The sequence below is a fragment of the Streptomyces sp. NBC_01410 genome, from assembly GCF_045040195.1.
Taxonomy (GTDB): Bacteria; Actinomycetota; Actinomycetes; order Streptomycetales; family Streptomycetaceae; genus Streptomyces.
In genome coordinates this window covers 5,395,549-5,416,519 of the sequence record NZ_CP109530.1, presented here as the reverse complement: position 1 = coordinate 5,416,519, position 20,971 = coordinate 5,395,549, and the positions used below count along the sequence as shown (strand labels likewise).

The 20,971-nt window shown below is 71.4% G+C and carries 21 protein-coding genes; 14 read left to right on the top strand and 7 right to left on the bottom strand.

All coding sequences use genetic code 11. From position 1 onward, the window contains the following. Nucleotides 1-52: 52 nt before the first annotated feature. Nucleotides 53-883 carry a purine-nucleoside phosphorylase gene (locus OG741_RS25030; RefSeq protein WP_405601424.1) on the top strand — a complete coding sequence of 277 codons (831 nt, stop codon included), beginning with the start codon at nt 53-55 and terminating at the stop codon, nt 881-883. A 710-nt stretch (nt 884-1,593) separates the two neighbouring features. Beyond that, the gene (locus OG741_RS25025) at nt 1,594-3,234 is read left to right on the top strand and encodes a phospho-sugar mutase (protein ID WP_405601421.1); all 1,641 of its coding nucleotides are present in this window, start codon (nt 1,594-1,596) and stop codon (nt 3,232-3,234) included. Between the two features lie 108 nt (nt 3,235-3,342). Here OG741_RS25025 and OG741_RS25020 read toward each other — a convergent pair whose 3' ends face one another. Continuing rightward, nucleotides 3,343-3,978 (bottom strand): PH domain-containing protein, encoded by a 636-nt coding sequence (locus OG741_RS25020; protein WP_405601419.1) that lies wholly within the window; start codon nt 3,976-3,978, stop codon nt 3,343-3,345. Nucleotides 3,979-4,290: 312 nt separating this feature from the next. Here OG741_RS25020 and deoC point away from each other — a divergent pair, with 312 nt between their 5' ends. The 3 genes from deoC to OG741_RS25005 are packed head-to-tail and all read left to right on the top strand — an operon-like array spanning nt 4,291 to nt 7,575. Beyond that, nucleotides 4,291-5,238, top strand: coding sequence for a deoxyribose-phosphate aldolase (gene deoC / locus OG741_RS25015; protein ID WP_361902721.1), 948 nt, complete (start codon nt 4,291-4,293; stop codon nt 5,236-5,238). A 5-nt stretch (nt 5,239-5,243) separates the two neighbouring features. Further along, nucleotides 5,244-6,692, top strand: coding sequence for an aldehyde dehydrogenase family protein (locus tag OG741_RS25010; RefSeq protein WP_405601417.1), 1,449 nt, complete (start codon nt 5,244-5,246; stop codon nt 6,690-6,692). Beyond that, complete coding sequence (locus tag OG741_RS25005; protein ID WP_405601415.1) at nt 6,685-7,575, top strand: aldehyde dehydrogenase family protein; 891 nt, start codon at nt 6,685-6,687, stop codon at nt 7,573-7,575. The genes OG741_RS25010 and OG741_RS25005 overlap by 8 nt, the downstream gene beginning before the upstream one ends. A 69-nt stretch (nt 7,576-7,644) precedes the next feature. Here the strand turns inward: OG741_RS25005 and OG741_RS25000 are convergent, their stop codons facing one another. After that, nucleotides 7,645-8,037 carry a hypothetical protein gene (locus tag OG741_RS25000; RefSeq protein WP_405601412.1) on the bottom strand — a complete coding sequence of 131 codons (393 nt, stop codon included), beginning with the start codon at nt 8,035-8,037 and terminating at the stop codon, nt 7,645-7,647. Nucleotides 8,038-8,091: 54 nt separating this feature from the next. Between OG741_RS25000 and OG741_RS24995 the strand changes: the two genes are divergently transcribed. Further along, entirely contained in the window at nt 8,092-8,799 is a 708-nt protein-coding gene (locus OG741_RS24995; RefSeq protein WP_405601410.1) for a uridine kinase, read from the top strand. Nucleotides 8,800-9,169: 370 nt separating this feature from the next. Here the strand turns inward: OG741_RS24995 and OG741_RS24990 are convergent, their stop codons facing one another. Continuing rightward, a complete protein-coding gene (locus OG741_RS24990) occupies nt 9,170-9,904 on the bottom strand; it encodes a SigE family RNA polymerase sigma factor (RefSeq protein WP_405601409.1) in 735 nt (244 codons plus the stop codon). A 259-nt stretch (nt 9,905-10,163) separates the two neighbouring features. On the opposite strand from OG741_RS24990, the gene afsQ1 reads away from it, so the two are divergent. From afsQ1 to OG741_RS24965, 5 genes are all read left to right on the top strand, one after another. After that, nucleotides 10,164-10,841 (top strand): two-component system response regulator AfsQ1, encoded by a 678-nt coding sequence (gene afsQ1 / locus OG741_RS24985; RefSeq protein ID WP_266486879.1) that lies wholly within the window; start codon nt 10,164-10,166, stop codon nt 10,839-10,841. A gap of 40 nt (nt 10,842-10,881) precedes the next feature. Further along, entirely contained in the window at nt 10,882-12,438 is a 1,557-nt protein-coding gene (locus OG741_RS24980; RefSeq protein ID WP_405601406.1) for an ATP-binding protein, read from the top strand. A 5-nt stretch (nt 12,439-12,443) separates the two neighbouring features. Further along, the gene (locus OG741_RS24975) at nt 12,444-13,064 is read left to right on the top strand and encodes a hypothetical protein (protein ID WP_405605762.1); all 621 of its coding nucleotides are present in this window, start codon (nt 12,444-12,446) and stop codon (nt 13,062-13,064) included. A gap of 80 nt (nt 13,065-13,144) precedes the next feature. Further along, entirely contained in the window at nt 13,145-13,717 is a 573-nt protein-coding gene (locus OG741_RS24970) for a VanZ family protein (protein WP_405601405.1), read from the top strand. A 91-nt stretch (nt 13,718-13,808) separates the two neighbouring features. Beyond that, nucleotides 13,809-14,009, top strand: coding sequence for a PspC domain-containing protein (locus OG741_RS24965; RefSeq protein ID WP_266486876.1), 201 nt, complete (start codon nt 13,809-13,811; stop codon nt 14,007-14,009). 42 nt (nt 14,010-14,051) lie between these two features. Here OG741_RS24965 and OG741_RS24960 read toward each other — a convergent pair whose 3' ends face one another. From OG741_RS24960 to OG741_RS24950, 3 genes are all read right to left on the bottom strand, one after another. Continuing rightward, complete coding sequence (locus OG741_RS24960) at nt 14,052-14,810, bottom strand: hypothetical protein (RefSeq protein WP_405601402.1); 759 nt, start codon at nt 14,808-14,810, stop codon at nt 14,052-14,054. Nucleotides 14,811-14,905: 95 nt separating this feature from the next. Beyond that, nucleotides 14,906-15,304, bottom strand: coding sequence for an ATP-binding protein (locus OG741_RS24955; RefSeq protein WP_405601399.1), 399 nt, complete (start codon nt 15,302-15,304; stop codon nt 14,906-14,908). Between the two features lie 125 nt (nt 15,305-15,429). Beyond that, nucleotides 15,430-16,584: an adenosine deaminase gene (locus tag OG741_RS24950; protein ID WP_405601396.1), complete on the bottom strand. Its 1,155-nt coding sequence runs from the start codon at nt 16,582-16,584 to the stop codon at nt 15,430-15,432. A 262-nt stretch (nt 16,585-16,846) separates the two neighbouring features. Here OG741_RS24950 and OG741_RS24945 point away from each other — a divergent pair, with 262 nt between their 5' ends. Next, nucleotides 16,847-17,527 (top strand): alpha/beta hydrolase, encoded by a 681-nt coding sequence (locus OG741_RS24945; protein ID WP_405605760.1) that lies wholly within the window; start codon nt 16,847-16,849, stop codon nt 17,525-17,527. 306 nt (nt 17,528-17,833) lie between these two features. Here OG741_RS24945 and OG741_RS24940 read toward each other — a convergent pair whose 3' ends face one another. Continuing rightward, a complete protein-coding gene (locus tag OG741_RS24940) occupies nt 17,834-18,787 on the bottom strand; it encodes a LysR family transcriptional regulator (RefSeq protein WP_405601394.1) in 954 nt (317 codons plus the stop codon). A gap of 62 nt (nt 18,788-18,849) precedes the next feature. Here OG741_RS24940 and OG741_RS24935 point away from each other — a divergent pair, with 62 nt between their 5' ends. Further along, nucleotides 18,850-20,118: an MFS transporter gene (locus tag OG741_RS24935; protein WP_405601391.1), complete on the top strand. Its 1,269-nt coding sequence runs from the start codon at nt 18,850-18,852 to the stop codon at nt 20,116-20,118. Nucleotides 20,119-20,319: 201 nt separating this feature from the next. Continuing rightward, nucleotides 20,320-20,949 carry a L,D-transpeptidase gene (locus OG741_RS24930; protein WP_405605758.1) on the top strand — a complete coding sequence of 210 codons (630 nt, stop codon included), beginning with the start codon at nt 20,320-20,322 and terminating at the stop codon, nt 20,947-20,949. Nucleotides 20,950-20,971 lie beyond the last annotated feature (22 nt).

Sequence of the window (20,971 nt, the reverse complement as noted above, 5' to 3'; positions counted from 1 at the left end):
CGTGCGCTGCGTCATCTACGCGCGTAGGAAATGACCGGCTACCCTCGTCGGCGTGAACGCATCTGTGAATCCGGACCTCAACGGCGTTAGCGCCGACCCCCACGCCGCCGCCGACGCCGCCGCCGCGCGCCTGCGCGAGCTGACCGGCGCCGAGACGCATGACGTAGCCCTGGTGATGGGCTCCGGCTGGGCACCGGCCGCCGACGCGCTCGGTACCCCCGAGGCCGAGTTCCCGGTCACCGACCTGCCGGGCTTCCCGCCGCCGGCGGTCGAGGGCCACGGCGGCACTGTCCGCTCGTACCGCATCGGCGTGAAGCGGGTGCTGGTCTTCCTGGGCCGTACGCACTTCTACGAGGGCCGTGGCGTCGCCGCGGTCTCGCACGGGGTGCGCACCGCGGTGGCCGCGGGCTGCAAGACCGTCGTGCTGACGAACGGCTGCGGCGGGCTGCGCGAGGGCATGCGCCCCGGGCAGCCGGTACTGATCAGCGACCACATCAACCTGACGGCGGCGTCGCCGATCATCGGCGCGAACTTCGTGGACCTGACGGACCTGTACTCGCCGCGACTGCGGGCGCTGTGCAAGGAGATCGACGCGTCGCTGGAGGAGGGCGTGTACGTCCAGTTCCCCGGCCCGCACTACGAGACGCCGGCCGAGATCAACATGGTCCGCGTCATGGGCGGCGACCTGGTCGGCATGTCCACGGTTCTCGAAGCGATCGCGGCGCGCGAGGCGGGCGCGGAGGTGCTGGGCATCTCCCTGGTCACGAACCTGGCGGCGGGGCTTACGGGCGAGCCGCTGAACCACGAGGAAGTGCTGCAGGCGGGCCGGGATTCGGCGGCGCGGATGGGCGAACTGCTGACGCGGGTGCTGGACCGGATCTGACGGTCCGGCTCCAGCGGGGGTGCGGCGCCGTTGCCCGGGCGCCCGCCGCGCGCGGGGTGCCCGTGGCTCGGGCGGGGTCATTCCCCCACCCCGCCCCTTCCCGTAACTGGGGGCAGGCCCCCAGACCCCCGGGCGGGTGAGGCAGGGGCTGCGCCCCTGCACCCCCAGCGACGCCCGCGCCCGGCGCGGGCGTTCGCCGTCGGGGTACGGGTCTGGGGGTTCGCCCGCGCCGGGGCGCGCGGGAACGCCGGACTCTCGGCGGCGGGAGTAGTCGGAGCACCAGGCCCGTGGGGGCACAGGCGCCGACCCCCTGGTTCGGGAAAGCGCGCCACGCGCCACGCGCCACGCCGGACGCTCCGCGGCGGAGCCGCCGGAGCATCGGGGGTGTGGGGGCGCAGCCCCCGCGAAACCCCCTCCTCCCAGGGGTCCGGGGCGCAGCCCCGGTTCGGGAAGGGGCGGGGTGGGGGAGCAAGCCCCCGCCGCGCCACCGCACCCCGAAACGCCCAACGCTCCGAGGCGAAGCCACCGCAGCGCCGGGTGTCCGGGCGCGGGCCCCAAGCCGGGGCGCAGCCCCACGCGGCGGAGCCGCACATCGATAGAGCCGGGCAGGGGCGGGGATCAAGCCATGCACCCGCCCCACCTCGCCCCGCACACGCGGACGTCCGTCCAGAATGGCCGGGCGACCAAACCACACGAGAGGCGGACCAACCGTGCAGCAGGACCTCATCGCGCGGGCCAGCGCGTGGCTGGCGGAGGACCCGGACAGTGAGACCCGGGACGAGCTCGGCAAGCTCATCGAGGCGAAGGATGTCGACGAGCTCGCCGCGCGGTTCAGCGGCACGCTGGAGTTCGGGACGGCCGGGCTGCGCGGCGAGCTCGGGGCCGGGCCCATGCGGATGAACCGGGCCGTGGTGATCCGGGCGGCAGCCGGGCTCGCCGCGTATCTCAGGGCGAAGGGCCAGGGCGACGGCCTCGTCGTCATCGGGTACGACGCCCGGTACAAGTCCGTCGACTTCGCGCGCGACACCGCCGCGGTGATGGTCGGCGCCGGGCTCCGCGCCGCCGTGCTGCCGCGCCCGCTGCCGACCCCCGTGCTCGCGTTCGCCATAAGGAAGCTCGGCGCGGTGGCCGGGGTCGAGGTCACCGCCAGCCACAACCCGCCGCGCGACAACGGCTACAAGGTCTACCTCGGCGACGGCTCGCAGATCGTGCCGCCCGCCGACGCCGAGATCGCCGCGGAGATCGCCGCCGTGGCGAGTCTGGACGACGTGCCGCGCGCCGGCAGCGGCTGGGAAACCCTCGGTGACGAGGTCCTGGACGCCTATCTGGAGCGTACGGACGCTGTCCTGACCCCTGGCTCCCCCCGCACCGCGCGCGTCGTCTACACGGCCATGCACGGCGTCGGCAAGGACGTGCTGACCGCCGCCTTCGCCCGTGCCGGATTCGCCGCGCCCGTCCTCGTACAGGAGCAGGCCGAGCCCGACCCGGCGTTCCCGACGGTCTCCTTCCCCAACCCGGAGGAGCCGGGGGCGATGGATCTCGCCTTCGAGACCGCCCGCCGGGTCCGGCCCGACATCGTCATCGCCAACGACCCCGACGCGGACCGGTGCGCCGTCGCCGTCCCGGACGGCGGGGACTGGAAGATGCTCCGCGGCGACGAGGTCGGCGCGCTGCTGGCCGAACACCTCGTCCACAAGGGCGCACGCGGCACGTTCGCCGAGTCGATCGTGTCCTCGTCCCTGCTGGGCCGGATCGCCGACGCGGCGGGGCTGCCGTACGAGGAGACGCTGACCGGCTTCAAGTGGATCGCCCGTGTCGAGGGCCTGCGTTACGGCTACGAGGAGGCGCTCGGCTACTGCGTCGACCCCGAGGGCGTGCGCGACAAGGACGGCATCACCGCCGCGCTGCTCGTCGCCGAGCTGGCCTCCGAGCTGAAGGAGCAGGGCCGCACGCTCACCGATCTGCTCGACGATCTCGCCGTCGCGCACGGGCTGCACGGCACCGACCAGCTGTCCGTGCGGGTCGAGGATCTGAGCATCATCGCGAACGCCATGCGCAGGCTGCGCGAGCAGCCGCCGACCGTGCTCGCCGGGCTGCGGATCGTCTCGGCCGAGGACCTGAACCGGGGCACGGCCACGCTGCCGCCGACGGACGGCCTGCGCTACTACCTCGACGGCGAGTTCAAGGCGCGGGTCATCGTCCGCCCGAGCGGCACGGAGCCCAAGCTCAAGTGCTACCTGGAGGTCGTCATCCCGGTCGCGGAGGCGAGCGAGCTCCGGAGCGCGCGCGAGCGGGCCGCCGAGGTCCTGGAGGGGATCAAGCGGGATCTTGCGGAGGCCGCGGGCATCTGACCCCGGGACGCTGACCCGTGGGCGTCAGTGCCACGGTCCCATCAGGGTTTCGGAGGGGACGGGGCGGGGGCCCAACAGCCCGCGCCCCGGGCTTGCACAGCCGGCGCGTCAGCCCGTCGCCAGCAGGATGACCAGCAGCACCGCACCCGCCACCGCGGGCGCCGCGATCTCGTACGCCCAGCGGACCTGCGGCTCACCCTTGGCACGCGGCTTGCCCGCATTGGTCTCCATCAGCTCCCGCAGATCCGCCATCGCCCGGTCCGCCGCGGGCATCAGCGGCGAGGAGTGAGAGGAGTCGGCGCCCGTCGGCATCCGGCCGCGAGTGGCGCCGTTCGCGGGCGAGAGCGGGCGTCGCGCGGCCCTCTTGCGCGCCCGCAAGGAGACGGGGATGGCCCAGAGCTGGTACTTCGCACCCTGCTGGGTGACGACCTCGCTGGAGTACCCGGCCCGCACATCCGCGACGGCCGCCCACGGAATCGTGATCGTCCGGAAGGGGTTCCTGACCCGCATCCGGTCGTCGTTCGCGAAGACGGCGGGCCGCAGCGTGAAGGCGACCACCAGGGGGACGGCGAACAGCGCCCCGGCGAGGGCCGCCCACGGCGTGCGCCCCTCGCCCCGTACGACCGCGTCTCCGGCGAGCCAGCCGATGAGCGCGAGCAGCAGCACTCCCCCTGCCATCCCGGCGGGCGACCGGAAGACCCGGTCGGCGTAGGTGGGCTCGGTGGGCTGCTGGGGACTCGTCATGGCTCCGATTCTGCCGTACGTCCCCGCCCGGCCGACCCGGTCCACCCCGCGCCAGGTCCTGTCCGGTCGATCAGGTCAGTGAGCGGGGTCTGGTGCCTGCAGTTGCAAGGCGGAGGATGGAGCCGACGCGGAGCGTCGGCGACTGACGACAACGCGGCATGGGGGCACCTCCCGTGCCCGAAGGGCTACGGGGGAGTGCGTGCCAGGGCACGCGAGCCCGGCAAGATCGGCCGGACAGGGCCTGGGAGACAAGCCCTCGACCCCACCCCCTGTACAGGCCGCTACGCGCGTAGATATGCTCATCTGGTGACCATGCCCACCATCCCCACCGCATTCGCTGACGTGACCGCGTCCGACAGCACACTGCGGCGCTTCCTCCACGGCCTGCCCGGCGTCGACGCCGTCGGCCTGGAGGCCCGCGCCGCAGGGCTCGGTACGCGCTCGATCAAGACCACGGCCAAGGCGTACGCCATCGATCTGGCCATCTCGATGATCGACCTGACGACGCTCGAAGGCGCGGACACCCCGGGCAAGGTCCGGGCGCTCGCCGCCAAGGCCGTCCACCCCGACCCGACCGACCGCACCACTCCCTCGACTGCCGCGGTCTGTGTCTACCCCGACATGGCCGCGATCGCCGCCGAGGCCCTCAAGGGCTCCGGCGTCAAGGTCGCCTCCGTCGCCACCGCCTTCCCGGCAGGCCGCGCCGCGCTCGACGTGAAGCTCGCGGACACCCGCGACGCCGTCGCCGCCGGGGCCGACGAGATCGACATGGTGATCGACCGCGGGGCCTTCCTCTCGGGCCGCTATCTCAAGGTCTTCGAGGAGATCCGCGCCGTGAAGGAGGCCGCGGGCCCGGCCCGGCTGAAGGTCATCTTCGAGACCGGCGAGCTCTCCACGTACGACAACATCCGCCGCGCCTCCTGGCTCGGCATGATCGCCGGCGCGGACTTCATCAAGACCTCGACCGGCAAGGTCGCGGTCAACGCCACCCCTGCCAACACCCTGCTCATGCTGGAGGCGGTGCGCGACTACCGCGCGCAGACCGGCATCCAGGTCGGCGTGAAGCCCGCGGGCGGCATCCGCACCAGCAAGGACGCGATCAAGTTCCTGGTCCTGGTCAACGAGACCGTGGGTGCAGACTGGCTGCATAACCACTGGTTCCGCTTCGGCGCGTCGAGCCTGCTCAACGACCTGCTCCTGCAGCGTCAGAAGCTCGCCACCGGCCGTTACTCCGGCCCCGACTACGTGACGGTGGACTGATCACCATGGCAACTGCACCCGCATCCGTTTTCGAATACGCGCCCGCACCCGAGTCGCGGTCGATCGTCGACATCGCACCGTCGTACGGCCTGTTCATTGACGGCGAATTCACCGAATCCGCCGACGGCAAGGTCTTCAAGACCGTCTCCCCCTCCACCGAGGAGGTCCTCGCCGAGGTCGCCCAGGCCGGCGCCGAGGACGTGGACCGTGCCGTGAAGGCGGCCCGCAAGGCGTTCGAGAAGTGGTCGGCGCTGCCCGGCCAGGAGCGCGCCAAGTACCTCTTCCGTATCGCGCGGATCATCCAGGAGCGCTCGCGTGAGCTCGCCGTCCTGGAGACCCTCGACAACGGCAAGCCGATCAAGGAGACCCGCGACGCGGACCTCCCCCTGGTCGCGGCGCACTTCTTCTACTACGCGGGCTGGGCCGACAAGCTCGACCACGCCGGGTACGGCGCGAACCCGAGGCCCCTCGGCGTCGCGGGCCAGGTCATCCCCTGGAACTTCCCGCTGCTGATGCTCGCCTGGAAGATCGCCCCGGCGCTCGCCACCGGCAACACCGTGGTGCTGAAGCCCGCCGAGACGACCCCCCTCTCCGCGCTCTTCTTCGCGGACATCTGCCGCCAGGCGGGCCTGCCCAAGGGCGTCGTCAACATCCTTCCGGGATACGGCGAGACCGGCGCCGCGCTCATCGAGCACCCCGACGTCAACAAGGTCGCCTTCACCGGCTCGACCGCCGTCGGCAAGGCGATCGCGCGTTCCATCGCCGGTACGGACAAGAAGGTCACCCTGGAACTGGGCGGCAAGGGCGCGAACATCGTCTTCGACGACGCACCCATCGACCAGGCCGTCGAGGGCATCGTCTCCGGCATCTTCTTCAACCAGGGCCAGGTCTGCTGCGCGGGCTCCCGCCTGCTGGTCCAGGAGTCGATCGAGGACGAGGTGCTCGACTCCCTCAAGCGCCGGCTCTCGACGCTGCGGCTGGGCGACCCGATGGACAAGAACACCGACATCGGTGCGATCAACTCCGCGGAGCAGCTGGCCCGCATCAAGGCCCTGACCGAGACGGGCGAGGCGGAGGGCGCCGAGCGCTGGTCGGCCCCGTGCGAGCTGCCGAGCTCCGGCTACTGGTTCGCGCCGACCCTGTTCACGAATGTCACGCAGGCGCACCGGATCGCGCGCGACGAGATCTTCGGCCCGGTCCTGTCCGTGCTGACCTTCCGTACGCCCGACGAGGCGGTCGCCAAGGCCAACAACAGCCAGTACGGCCTGTCGGCCGGCATCTGGACGGAGAAGGGCTCGCGCATCCTCGCGGTCGCGAGCAAGCTCCGGGCCGGTGTCGTGTGGGCCAACACGTTCAACAAGTTCGACCCGACCTCGCCCTTCGGCGGCTACAAGGAGTCGGGCTTCGGCCGCGAGGGCGGCCGTCATGGTCTGGAGGCCTACCTCGATGTCTGAAGCGACTCGTCTTGGCGTCTTCAAGACCTACAAGCTGTACGTCGGGGGCAAGTTCCCCCGCTCCGAGAGCGGCCGGGTGTACGAGGTGACGGACTCCAAGGGCAAGTGGCTGGCCAACGCCCCCCTCTCCTCCCGCAAGGACGCGCGTGACGCCGTCGTCGCGGCCCGCAAGGCCTTCGGCGGCTGGTCGGGCGCGACCGCGTACAACCGCGGCCAGATCCTCTACCGCATCGCCGAGATGCTGGAGGGCCGCAGGGACCAGTTCGTACGCGAAGTGGCGGACGCGGAGGGCCTGTCCAAGTCGAAGGCCGCGGCCGTCGTGGACGCGGCGGTCGACCGCTGGGTCTGGTACGCGGGCTGGACCGACAAGATCGGCCAGATCGTGGGCGGGGCGAACCCGGTCGCGGGCCCGTACTTCAACCTCTCCAGCCCTGAGCCGACCGGCGTCGTGACGATCCTCGCGCCGCAGACGTCGTCGTTCCTGGGGCTGGTCTCGGTGCTCGCCCCGGTGATCGCGACGGGCAACACGGCGATCGTGATCGCTTCGGAGAAGTCCCCGCTCCCGGCGCTCTCGCTCGGCGAGGTGCTGGCCACGTCCGACCTTCCCGGAGGCGTGGTCAACGTCCTCTCGGGGCGGACCGCGGAGATCGCGACTCCGCTGGCCTCGCACCAGGACGTCAACGCCATCGACCTCACCGGTGCCGAAGACGTACTGGCGAAGGAGCTGGAGATCGCGGCGGCGGACAACCTCAAGCGCGTCCTTCGTCCACAGCCTGTGGATTTCTCGGCCGACCCCGGCACGCACCGCCTGACCGCCTTCCTGGAGACGAAGACGGTCTGGCACCCGACGGGCTCTCTCGGCGCGTCCGGCTCGGCGTACTGACCGGTCCGGCCCCATGGCCGAGCCCCCTGCCGTCCCGTCCGGCGGCAGGGGGCTCTTTCATGCCCGGACTCAGAACGGCAGCAGACCCGAGGCGCCGCCCACCACCGGCAGGTCCTCCAGAGCCTGGCCCTGGGTCAAATGGCCCGTCGCCGTCGTCGTGCCGACCGGCTTGAAGTCGGCGACCTGGGTGGCGACGCCGTTGTTCAACGGGTCGACGCCGGTCTTGGCCAGCGGGTTGAGCGGGAGGCTCTTGAGCTGCCCGACACCGGCCACCGAGCTGGTGACCGCGCGGGCCGGCCCCTGGGTCTGTCCCGCGTCGAGCATGTCGAGGCCCACGGGTGCCGTCGGCGCGGCATGCGCGGCGGCCTCACCCGCGCCGAGGGCCGCGGCCACCGCCGCGACGGTCAGACCCGCACGCAGCAGGGTGAGCCGCCGGGACTGGGGAGCTGTGTGACGTGCCATGGGATTCCTGACTGAGTGGGTAATCGGACGAGCACGCAGCGTAGTTGAGGTGTGATGCTCAATACCAACGCCCGCCCCGAGGGGTCCCCTTCACGGGTCAATGCCTCACACTGGTGTCCCGTGACCTCTTCCCCCATGCCCACTCGTGTCGTGCTGCTCTCGGGTCCCTCCGGGTCCGGAAAGTCCTCCCTCGCCGCCCGTACCGGCCTGCCGGTCCTGCGCCTGGACGACTTCTACAAGGAGGGCGACGACCCGACGCTCCCGCTGGTCGCGGGCAGTTCGGACATCGACTGGGACTCCCCGGCGTCGTGGGACGCGGACGCGGCGGTGGCGGCGGTCGCGGAGCTGTGCCGTACGGGACGGACGACAGTGCCCGTGTACGACATCGCCACCAGCTCGCGCGTCGATGTGGAGGCGTTCGCGATCGACCGCACGCCGTTGTTCGTGGCGGAGGGGATCTTCGCGGCGGACATCGTCGAGCACTGCCAGGAACTGGGCGTACTGGCGGACGCGCTGTGCCTGCGCGGCCGCCCGTCGACGACGTTCCGCCGACGGCTGGCACGGGATCTGCGCGAGGGCCGCAAGTCGGTGGGCTTCCTGCTGCGCCGCGGCTGGCGTCTGATGCGCGCGGAACGGGGCATCGTGGCCCGGCAGACGGAACTGGGCGCGTACCCCTGCGGCAAGGCCGAGGCCCTCGGCCGCCTCGCGTCCGCGGCGGCGGGCCGCCACCGCAGGACGCCTGCGGCGCGCACGATGGCGTGACGGGGTTCTCCCCACCCACCCGCCCTTGAATGTGGGGGTACGGGGTACCCCCACACCCCCGGCGGTTCGCGGCAGCTGCGCGCCGCGTTCAAGCCGTCACCCCGCATCGCCAAACGCGGCGGCGGCGGCGCGGAACAGCCAGGCGCGCGTCCGCCGTAACCACCCGCATTGACCGCAAGCGGCCATTGAGCAACCCCCACCCCGCTCAACCACCTCCGCGAGAGCGGCGCCGGTTTAGGCGCAAAAACGCGGCGGGGCCGGACAAGACCCCCCGGCCTGTCCGGTCCCGCTCTGTATCCCCCGTTGGTCCCCCGTGGTCCCCCGTTCCCGCCGTCTCCCCCGAAACGGCGGCCCCGTTCCCCCGTTGCCCTCAGGCCACCAGCTCGCCGAAGGACTCTTCCTCGTCACGGCCGAAGCTGAGGACCTCGTCCTCGCGCAGCCGGCGGAGTGACCGCCAGATGCTCGACTTCACCGTGCCGACACTGATGTCCAGGATTTCCGCGATCTCCGGGTCGGTGCGGCCCTCGTAGTAGCGAAGGACCAGCATCGTCCGCTGGAGTTCGGGCAGCCTGGCCAGCGCCTGCCAGAGCACCGCGCGCAGTTCCGTACCCCGCATCGCGTCGGTGTCGCTCGCCGTCTCCGGCAGCTCCTCCGTCGGGTACTCGTTGAGCTTGCGCCGGCGCCACGCGCTGATGTGCAGGTTGGTCATCGTGCGGCGCAGATATCCCCCGACCGCCGCCTTGTCGCTGATCCTGTCCCAGGCCCGGTACGTCGAGAAGAGGGCGCTCTGCAGCAGGTCCTCCGCCTCGAACCGGTCCCCGGTCAGGTGGTACGCGGTCGCGTACAGAGAGGCGCGGCGTTCCTGCACGTAGGCGGTGAACTCCGCCTCCGACAGGTTCGTCCGCTCCCCCGCGGCCTCTCCGTACGCCGTACCAGTTGCCCCCACGTTCGCGTCAACGACCGTCATGTACGACGGCTTGTGCTGACGCCCGGCGCTGCGAACGCACCCCCGTCCGTTCACCGCGCCGGACTTCTCGGTGCTCCTCACGACGTCGTGGAGACGCGTGACAACTGCGCTTGAGTTGGTGCTGTGCAGTGCGTTCATCTCGCGCCCCCCGTCGAGTGGCTGTTTCCGTCCGTGTGCCAAAAAGATTGCCCGGGCAGTTTCATGGCGCTGTCCGTCGACTGTCACAGGCCTGTCACAGGGCCCGGCGGAGCCTCGTTGATCAGCGGTCCGGGCCTGGTCGTGACCCCCTCGCGAACCGCGGAACAAAGCGCTCGAAACGCCTCTCACAAGGGGAGGAGTCGTGTGAGAGCGCTCCAGCAGTCGAACTCCGGCTCCCCCATGGGACAGAATGACCTCCGTGCCTTTCCTGTTGCTGATCGAGGACGACGACGCCATCCGCACGGCCCTCGAACTCTCGCTGTCACGCCAGGGCCACCGAGTGGCCACCGCGGCGACGGGCGAGGACGGCCTGAAACTGCTGCGCGAGCAGCGGCCGGACCTGATCGTGCTGGATGTGATGCTGCCCGGGATCGACGGTTTCGAGGTGTGCCGGCGCATCAGGCGCACCGACCAGCTGCCGATCATTCTGCTGACCGCACGCAGCGACGACATCGATGTGGTCGTGGGTCTTGAGTCGGGCGCGGACGACTATGTCGTCAAGCCCGTGCAGGGCCGCGTGCTGGACGCCCGGATCCGTGCCGTACTGCGGCGCGGTGAGCGGGAGTCCACCGATTCGGCGAGCTTCGGCTCGCTGGTGATCGACCGCTCCGCGATGACGGTCACCAAGAACGGCGAGGATCTGCAGCTCACGCCGACCGAGCTGCGGCTGCTCCTCGAACTGAGCCGCCGGCCCGGGCAGGCCCTTTCGCGGCAGCAGCTGCTGCGGCTGGTGTGGGAGCACGACTACCTCGGCGACTCACGACTGGTGGACGCGTGTGTGCAGCGGCTGCGGGCGAAGGTGGAGGACGTACCGTCCTCGCCGACCCTGATCCGTACGGTGCGCGGTGTGGGTTACCGGCTGGACGTTCCCCAGTGAGAGACGCGCACGTCATGACCCGCGTGAACGGAAGCACTCGGTGAGCGGTGCCGCAAAGCGCGCGATACTCGCCGGACTTCGCTGGACGAGCCTTCGGCTCCGTCTCGTCGTCGTCTTCGCCCTGGTCGCGCTGACCGCCGCCGTCTCCGCCTCGGGCATCGCGTACTGGCTCAACCGGGAAGCCGTGCTGACCCGTACGCAGGACTCGGCGCTCGGCGACTTCCGCCAGGGGATGCAGAACCGGGCCGCCGCGCTGCCGCTGCGGCCCACCCAGAGCGAACTGCAGAAGACCGCCGAGCAGATGGCCGGAGGCACCTCCGGCTACAACGTGCTGCTCATCGGCGAGCGCGACAAGGGCAAGCCGATCGTCGGCGCCTCCAACCCGGACAACTTCACGCTCGACGACGTCCCGGCCAAGCTGCAGGAGGCCGTCAACGAGCGGCAGGGCGTCGGCGCGGGCAACTCCGTCCCGTACCACCTCTACTGGCAGCGCACCCAGCGCCGCGGCAAGCCCTATCTCGTCGGCGGCACGCGGATCATCGGCGGCGGCCCGACCGGCTACGTGTTCAAGTCGCTGGACCAGGAGCGCCAGGACCTCAACTCCCTCGCCTGGTCACTGGGGATCGCCACCGCGCTGGCCCTGGTCGGCTCGGCGCTGCTCGCGCAGGCAGCCGCGACCACCGTCCTCAAGCCGGTGCACCGGCTGGGCGAGGCGGCCCGCAGGCTCGGCGAGGGCAAGCTCGACACCCGGCTGCGGGTCTCGGGCACGGACGAACTCGCCGAGCTGGCAAGGACGTTCAACAAGACGGCCGAGTCGCTGGAGAAGAAGGTCGCGGACATGAGCGCGCGGGAGGAGTCCAGCCGCCGCTTCGTCGCCGACATGTCGCACGAGCTGCGCACCCCGCTGACCGCGCTCACCGCCGTCACCGAAGTGCTGGAGGACGAGGCCGACAGCCTCGACCCGATGATCGCGCCCGCCGTGAACCTGGTGGTCAGCGAGACCCGGCGGCTCGGTGATCTCGTCGAGAACCTGATGGAGGTCACCCGCTTCGACGCGGGCACAGCCAGGCTCGTCCTGGACACGGTCGACGTCGCCGACCAGGTGACCGCCTGCATCGACGCGCGCGCCTGGCTGGACGCGGTGGACCTGGACGCCGAGCGGGGGATCATGGCGCGGCTCGATCCGCGCAGGCTCGATGTGATCCTGGCGAATCTGATCGGCAACGCACTCAAGCACGGCGGTTCGCCGGTACGGGTGTCGGTGCGGACGGTCGACCACGAGCTGCTGATCGAGGTACGGGACCACGGGCCCGGCATTCCCGAGGACGTACTGCCGCATGTCTTCGACCGCTTCTACAAGGCGAGCGCCTCGCGGCCGCGCTCCGAGGGCAGTGGCCTCGGGCTGTCGATCGCGATGGAGAACGCCCATATCCACGGCGGCGACATCACCGCGGCCAATTCGGCGGACGGTGACGGCGCGGTGTTCGTGCTGCGGCTGCCGCGCGACGCCTCGTCGCTGAACGACGGCGACGGGCACGGCGACACGGACGCGGACCAGGACCCCGCGGACGACCGGGGAGAGGAAGGCGCGCAGTGACACCCGTGAAGGGCCGTACGCGGCGTACGGCAGCGGCATTCGCCGTACTCATGGGCGTGGCCGTCCTCGGCGGCTGCGGGATCCGGCCCACCCAGGTGCCCGTCGACGCCGGTCCCGCACCCTCGCGGGTGCCCTGCGAGGTGACCGGGGAGAACATCACGCCCCAGGCACAGCCGCAGGGCGTCCCGGTCCGCGTCTACCTGGTCTGCGCCTCCCAGCTGGCGTCCGTGGACCGTACGGCGACGATGTCCGACGCGAAGGCGGGCGACAGCCGTCTTCGTCTCGCCCAGGCTCTCCTCGACCAGCTGGAGAAGGAGCCCTCGGCGTCGGAGCACGAGGCGGGCTTCGCCACGTACGTACGAGGACCCCTCACTCTGAGCGGCGCGCGCAAGGGGGATCCGGCGGGGACGCTGCGGCTGAGCCGTCAGCCGGAGGATCTGCCGACGGCGGCGCTCGCCCAGATCGTGTGCACCTTCGCGGAGAGCCGGGCGGCGGCGACGGACGGTTCGGTGCTGCTGGGCGGGCCCGGGGATTACGCGCCCCGCGGGTACCAGTGCTCGGCCGCAACAAAGGAGCGGCCGGAGGAGGCCGTACCGACGCTCGGCGCGCTGCCCTCGGCGTCGTAGCGCGTCCCCCGGGCGTCCCCCGGAGCTTCCTCTTCGAGGCGGGCGGAACCGATTCGCGGGAAGCGTGCGTCTTGGGGGGCGTGCAGCGTCAAGGTTCGGCAGGCAGTGCCGCCATCCACTTCCGCGCGGCGGGGGTCATCCTCCTCCTCGCGCATCTGCTGCTCGTTTCCTGGCTGATGCTGCGCCCCCTCGATGTGGTGTGGGTGACGGCCGCGAATCTCGAGCCGCTCGCCGGTATAAAGGCGGATCTCGCGCTGGGCCCGGTGGAGGCCGCGCGCCGGATCGGCGAAGGTCTGCTGCTGCTCGCGCCCCTCGGCGTACTGCTGCCCATGGCGGGCGGCAAGCTCACCGTCTCCCCGCTGGCCTCGCTGACCCGTACGGTCGCGGCCGGGGCCCTGCTGTCGCTCGGCATCGAGCTGCTGCAGACCGGGGTCCCCGGGCGGGTGCTCGACGTGGACTCGCTGCTGCTGAACACGGCCGGGGTGGCCCTGGCCCATCTGGCCGTCGTGCCCGCGGGCCGGGCACGGCTCCGCCGCAGGCACGGGCGGACGTCCGCGGCGGGCTCCTCCCGGCGGCAGCGCGGGGCCCTGCTGCGGGATGACGCGTCTCAGGGGGCGACCCCGACGATTCCCAGGGTCGGGATCGCCCCGTAGAGCGACGCTTTGACCCCCCTCGCGGAGCCACCATGGATGCATCGGGAGCACGACAGAGATGCTCCCCGGAAGGTTCTCGAAGGAGCCCACCATGGCCGCACTTGTCCGCCCCCGAGACGGACGCATGATCGGCGGAGTGTGCGCAGCGCTGGCACGGCGCTTCGGCACCTCTGCGACGACGATGCGTGTGATCTTTGTTGTCTCGTGTCTGCTGCCCGGACCGCAGTTCCTGATCTACCTGGCGCTCTGGGCGCTGCTGCCCTCGGAGAAGACCGCCAGTACGGCCTGGTAGTACGCATCCGGCCGGACCGGCCGGACCCGCCGGGCCGGTGTCTCAGCCGGCGAGCACCTGGGCGACCTTCGCCAGCTGCTTGTCGGCGACCTCCTGAGGGACCCGCGGCGCAGTACGCCGCGCCAGGTCGAGCGCCATGAAACGCGCCACGGTCGCGCCCTTGCGCACCACGACCAGATGGATCGGGACCTGGGCGCCGTCGCCCGACCCCACGGTGGTCCAGCTGACGGTCTCGTCGGCGCCGCTGACGGTGAAGGCCGCGGTCTTCACCTCGCGGTACTCGCCACTGCGGCCGTCGAGGGTCGCGCTGAAACCCTCGCCGCAGCCCGCGACCGCCGACGTGAGCGACCGCATCAGCTTTCCTGCCGCCGCCTCGCTGTACGAACTGAGCGAGGCGGACACCGCGAGGCCGAGGCTCCCCAGGGAGCCGAGCCCGCGGTTGACGGTGTCCCGCGCCTGCGGGCTCGGCCTGTCGCCCATCGCGTCGGCGAGCGGCTGGCACGTCTGCTTGTCGGCAGCGGGCTGTCCGGAGGGCGCGAGCGCGCTCTTCCCCGGGGACACCTGGAATCCGGCCAGATCGCCGGTGGCCAGCGCGGCCCGCTCCAACTGGGGCCCGCTGAGCGGCTCGGACGCGTCGGCACCGCCCTTGGCGGTGTCGGGGCTGCGGCCCTTCTGCGTACCGGCAGGGCTGCTCGCGTCCTTGGCGGGCTGCTTGCCGTCGTCACTACTCGTACAGGCCGTGGCCAGCAGGAGCGCGGGAACGGTGACAAGTGCGGTCAGTCCTGCGGTCTTCACGCGCATGGCGGCGATCCTGGCACACGGAAGTGGGGCGCACACCCGGTTCGGGTGTGCGCCCCACTTCCGTGTACGGAGCCGTACGGAGTCTGCGGAGCGCGTCAGCCGCCGAGACCGGGCAGACCGGCGGTGGGCAGGCCGCTGGTGGGCAGAGCGCCGGTGGGCAGACCGCCGGTGGGAAGACCGCCGGTGGCATTGCCGACCGGCAGGCCGCCGAGCAGGCCGCCGACCGGGTCTGCCGCGTCGGCGTTGGGCAGTACCTTGGTGGCCGCCCCCTGGACGGTGCCCGGCAGCGTGCTCGCGCCGCCCGCCAGCGACTCCGGAGCACCGGCCGGAAGCTGCGTCAGAGCCTCCTGGACGGGCACGACGCTGGTGACGGTGTCCAGCGGGAGGGCGGAGTCGGGGAGCGCGGGCGCGGCGGTTGCGGTGCCCGCGGCGGCAGCGGCGAAGGCGGCGCCGAGAGCGGCGACACCGAGAGTCTTGGCAGCAGACTGCTTCATCAGGGATGAGTCCTTGGGACGGGGATATCGAGCGGCTCTGCAAGCTAGCCAGCCGTACTCCGCGCCCGCAAACACCACGAAGCGGCCGGGTGTTGACGGTCCCGGCCGCTTCGGAGTGCTCGCGCTCAGTCCTCGACGGGGGAAGAGTCGCTGGTCGTGGCCGTTTGCCGGAACAGCCATTCGGATTTCAACTCGGCGTAACCCGGCTTGATGACGTCGTTGATCATCGCCAGTCGTTCATCGAAAGGAATGAACGCGGACTTCATCGCATTGACGGTGAACCACTGCATGTCGTCGAGCGAGTATCCGAAAGTGTCGGTCAGCAGCTCGAATTCCCGGCTCATGCTGGTGCCGCTCATCAGCCGGTTGTCGGTATTGACGGTTGCCCTGAAGTGGAGTTTGCGCAGCAGTCCGATGGGGTGCTCGGCATATGAAGTGGCAGCGCCGGTCTGCAGATTGGAGGTCGGGCAGAGCTCCAGCGGGATGCGCTTGTCCCGTACATACGCGGCGAGCCGCCCCAGCTTCACGGCGCCGTCGTCGGACACCTCGATGTCGTCGATGATCCGCACACCGTGCCCGAGCCGGTCGGCGCCGCACCACTGCAGCGCCTGCCAGATGGACGGCAGTCCGAAGGCCTCGCCGGCGTGGATCGTGAAGTGGTTGTTCTCCCGCTTCAGATACTCGAAGGCGTCGAGGTGACGGGTGGGCGGGAAGCCCGCCTCGGCGCCCGCGATGTCGAAGCCGACGACGCCCATGTCACGGTAGCTGTTGGCGAGTTCGGCGATCTCCAGGGCGCGGGCGGCGTGCCGCATCGCGGTCAGCAGGGCGCCGACGCGGATACGGTGACCGCTCGCGCGGGCGCGCCGCTCACCCTCGCGGAAGCCCTCGTTCACGGCCTCGACGACCTCTTCGAGGGAGAGCCCGGCTTCCAGGTGCTGCTCGGGGGCGTAGCGCACCTCGGCGTAGACGACGCCGTCCTCGGCGAGATCCTCCGCGCATTCGGCGGCGACGCGGAAGAGGGCGTCACGGGTCTGCATGACGGCGCAGGTGTGCGCGAACGTCTCCAGATAGCGCTCCAGGGAGCCGGAGTCGGCGGCCTCGTGGAACCAGATGCCGAGCTTGTCGGGCTCGGTCTCGGGAAGCGCTTCATAGCCCGTCTCGCGGGCGAGTTCGATGATCGTGCCCGGACGAAGCCCGCCGTCGAGGTGATCGTGGAGGAGCACCTTCGGAGCGCGGCGGATCTGGTCCGCGTTGGGCGTGTTGAGGGTCTGGCTCGTCATCTGCGCACTCTAGCCCCTACGCGCGTAGAGAGCGCCGGGTCGATACGTAACAGTGACCGTGCGTACGGGTGGAGTACACCTGTCCTTCTGAGACTGTTCTGCCATGGCAGACCACGCACTGCCCCTGTGGTGGGGGCGTCCGGAAGGCGCGGCGGCAGCGACGGTGGCAAGGGGAGCGCGAGGGAGCCGGACGCCGCCGAGTGCGCGGCTGGGCAGGCCGGCGGGCGGACGCGCGTTCGGCACGGACTCGGCGGTGGGCGGGGTGGTACTGCTCCTCCCCGACGGCGAACCGGAGTCGGTACGCCGGCCCTCACCGCTGTCGTACGCGGCGGCGCTGCCGCTGGGCCGCACGCTGGCTCGCGCGGGCCGCACGGACGGTCTGGCGGTGCACGCGGTCCACTACCGCTGCCGCGGCTGGAACGGCCCCGAGGCGCGCCTGGCGGCGGACGCGACATGGGCGGTGGACGAGGTGGTACGGCGCTACGGCGACGTCCCCGTCTGCCTCGCGGGCCACGGCATGGGCGGCCGGGCGGCCCTCCGGGCGGCGGGCCACACGGCGGTCACCTCGGTGCTTGCGATGGCACCGTGGCTGCCGGAGGACGATGTGGCGGCCACGCCGGAGCCGGTGAAACAGCTGGTGGGCCGCCAGGTGATGATCGTGCACGGCACGAACGACGCGCGTACGGACCCGGAGCTCTCCTACCGCCTGGCGGAACGCGCGAAGAAGACGAACCGCGACACGTGCCGCTTCGAGGTCCACTCGGACGGCCATGCGCTGCGCCAGCACCATGAGGAAGTCCTGGCGCTGGCGGCGGATTTCGTCCTGGGCGCCCTGTTCACCCGCAACTTCGCCCGCCCGGTGGCCGACGCCCTCGCGGCCCCGCCACCCCTGGGCCTCCGCATGCCGCTGGCGGCAGGCTTCGGCCGCTCACTGCGCAGCTGATCCGGACTCCTGCGACCGCGCGGGCAGGGCGCGTGGTCGTTCCCGCCGGGCAGGGGGCTGCGGGGCGGGCCCCTGAGTCGCGCCGAACGCGGAGGCCCAGGGGCGCACCTGCCTCGCCCCGCCCGTGGGCTTACGGCCGGGCGAAGCCCCGGCCACGCGGCGCAGCTGCCGCGCCGACCCGCCCGGCTGCCTTGCGCCGGGCGAAGCCCCGGCCGGCCGCCGCGCGGAGCTGCGGTTCCCCGGGCCCGGGTGCCCCGCACCCCCGTGTTCCAAGGGGCGGGTGGGTGGGGAAACAACCCCCGGACGTCAGTCCGGCAGCAGATGGCCCCGGCGGGACAGCAGGAACCTCTTGAACGCCGCCACCGGTGCCGTGTCCACGTGGCCGTCCAGCCAGGCCACGCCGATCTCGCGGGCCGCCCGCGGCGACGTCACCGTCAGTTCGACCACTCCCGGGCGGGCCACCGCCGGGGGTGGGAGCAGGGCCACGCCCAGGCCCGCCGCCACCAGGCCGCGCAGGGTTTCCGCCTCCTCGCCCTCGAAGGCGACGCGCGGGGTGAAGCCCGCCTCCGCGCACAGGTCGTCGGTGATGCGCCGCAGGCCGTAGCCCGGCTCCAGGGTGACGAAGGTTTCGTCGGCCGCTTCGGCCAGGCGGATCCGCTTGCGGGCGGCCAGGCGGTGGTCGTCCGGGACCACCAGCCGCAGGCGCTGCTCGTCGAGGCGGCGGGCCACCAGGTCCGGTGCGTCCGGGACCGGTGAGGTCAGGCACAGGTCGAGCTCCCCGGCCCGCAGGCGCTCGATCATCGCCTCGCCGTAATTCTGGACGAGGGTGAAGCGGATACGCGGGTGGTCGGCCCTGAAGGCCCGGATCAGGCCGGGCACCGTCTCGGAACCCATCGTGTGGAGGAAGCCGAAGGCCACCTTCCCGGACGCGGGATCCGCGTCCGCCTGGACCGACTCCGCCGCCCGTTCCACCTCCGCGAGCGCGCGCTCCACGGACGTGAGAAAGGTCCGGCCCGCCGGCGTCAGCGATACGGTGCGGCCCTTGCGGGCGAACAGCACGACCCCCAGGTCCTGTTCGAGGCGCACGATCGCCCGCGAGAGCGTCGACTGCGGCACGCCCATCTCCTGCGCGGCACGCGTCACATGCTCGTGCCGGGCCACCCCGGCGAAGTACGCGAGCCGGGGAGCGAGCAGCAACGCGATGTCTTCTTCGTAACTACTCGGTGACAGCCGCGCCTGTGAGCTGTGTTGATGCGCCATGGGAACGATTATCGCCATTCCGTGCATTGGACGCATGAAAAATCGCGGCCTACGTTCGATGCATGTCTCCCGCAAGTACCAAGGCGTCCACCATCACCGTGGACGCCCGCACCGACCACCGCCTGACCCCCTCCTCCCCCGGCTACCGCCGCATGAGCTTCGCGCTCTTCGCCGCCGGAGTGGCCACCTTCGCCCTTCTCTACTCCACGCAGGCGCTGCTGCCCGCCGTCTCCGCCTCCTTCGGCGTGAGCGCGAGCGCCGCCAGCTGGACGGTCTCGGCCGCGACCGGCGCGCTGGCCCTGTGCGTGCTGCCGATGAGCGCACTCTCCGAGCGCTTCGGGCGGCGATCCATGATGACCGCCTCGCTCGCGGTCGCCGTCGTGGTCGGGCTGCTCGTGCCGTTCGCGCCGAGCCTGGAGTGGCTGGTGGCGCTGCGCGCCGTGCAGGGTGCGGCGCTCGCCGGTCTGCCGGCCTCGGCGATGGCGTATCTGGCGGAGGAGGTACGCCCCAAGGCACTGGTCGCCGCGATCGGCCTGTTCGTCGCGGGCAACAGCATCGGCGGCATGAGCGGCCGGATCGTCACCGGCTGGGTGGCCCAGGTCTGGGGCTGGCGCGCGGCGCTCGCCGCGGTCGGACTGATGGCGGTGGTGTGCGCGCTGGTCTTCCGCGCGCTGCTCCCCAAGGCCCGTCATTTCACGCCCGGTTCGCTCAACCCGAAGGCGCTCGCGAGGACTGTCCGCGGCCATCTGGCCGACCCGCTGCTGCTGCGGCTGTACGCGATCGGCGCGCTGTTCATGACCGTCTTCGGCGCGGTGTACACCGTGATCGGCTACCGGCTGGTCGAGGCGCCGTTCGGTCTCCCGCAGGGCGTCATCGGCTCGATCTTCCTGGTCTACCTCGTCGGTACGGTGTCGTCCGCCGCCGCGGGCACGCTGGTCGGCCGCATGGGCCGCCGCGGCGCGCTGTATCTCGCGGTCACCACCACCGCCGCGGGCCTGCTGCTGTCGCTGGCGGACTCGCTGCCCGCCGTACTGCTGGGCCTGGTCCTGATCACCGCGGGCTTCTTCGCGGGCCACGCGGTCGCCTCGTCCGAGGTGAGCCGTACGGCGAAGACGGGCCGCGCCCAGGCCTCCGCGCTCTACCAGTCCGCGTACTACCTGGGCAGCAGCGCGGGCGGCACGCTCGGCGCGATCGCCTTCCACTCCGGCGGCTGGGCGGGCACGGTCCTGCTCGGTCTGCTCGCTGTGCTCGGCGTCGTGTCGATCACGCTGTACGGGACCCGGGTGGCCCGCGCCGAGCACCGGCTGGTCCTCGCCACGTCACGCCGCTGAGCCCGGTGCCCCCGGCACCGACCCCGCCACTGCCCCGGCGCCGACATGCACTGAGATTCCATAGAGAATCCGTACAACTCCAACTCCCCGACGCGTGTCAAACCGACAGACGGCGAAGGGGAGTTGGTGGCTGTGACGAACACTAACGGGAGACGCGCGGGGATAGCGCTCGGACTGACCGGGCTCGTGGTCCCGCTGACGATGGCACTCGGCAGCGCGCCCGCGCACGCGGCCTCGTGCACGACGTCCACGGGCCCGTATCAGAGGCAGGTGGAGAAGTTCCTGGGCCGCCCGGTGGACGGCAAGCAGTCGGCGGCCGACTGCAAGGCGATCCGGACCTTCCAGGGCTGGCACGGCATCAAGCCGGCCATCGGCTACGCGGGCGTGATCACCTGGCGCACCATGAACACGATCCTCCAGCAGCGGGCGGCCGGAAAAACGCCCAACAAGGCGGGCAAGTGCCCGGTCAACAAGGGCCGTATCGCGTGTGTGGACCTCACGCGCCAGCTGACCTGGATCCAGGACGGCGCGAAGCTGAAGTACGGCCCGGTGCCGGTGCGTACGGGCAAGGACGGCACCGAGACGCGGACCGGCGCCAAGAAGATCTACTGGCGGAGCATCAACCACTGGTCGACGCTCTACAACGTACGGATGCCGTACTCGCAGTTCTTCGACCGCGGACAGGCATTCCACTCCACCACGAAGTCCATGTACAACCCGCCGGGCTCGGGCGGTTGTGTGAACATGCGGCCCACGGACGCGAAGGCATACTGGAACCTGCTGAGAAACGGCGACGACGTCTACGTCTACGGGCGCAAGCCCGGAACCTGACCCCCACTGTCAGTCCCCTCCT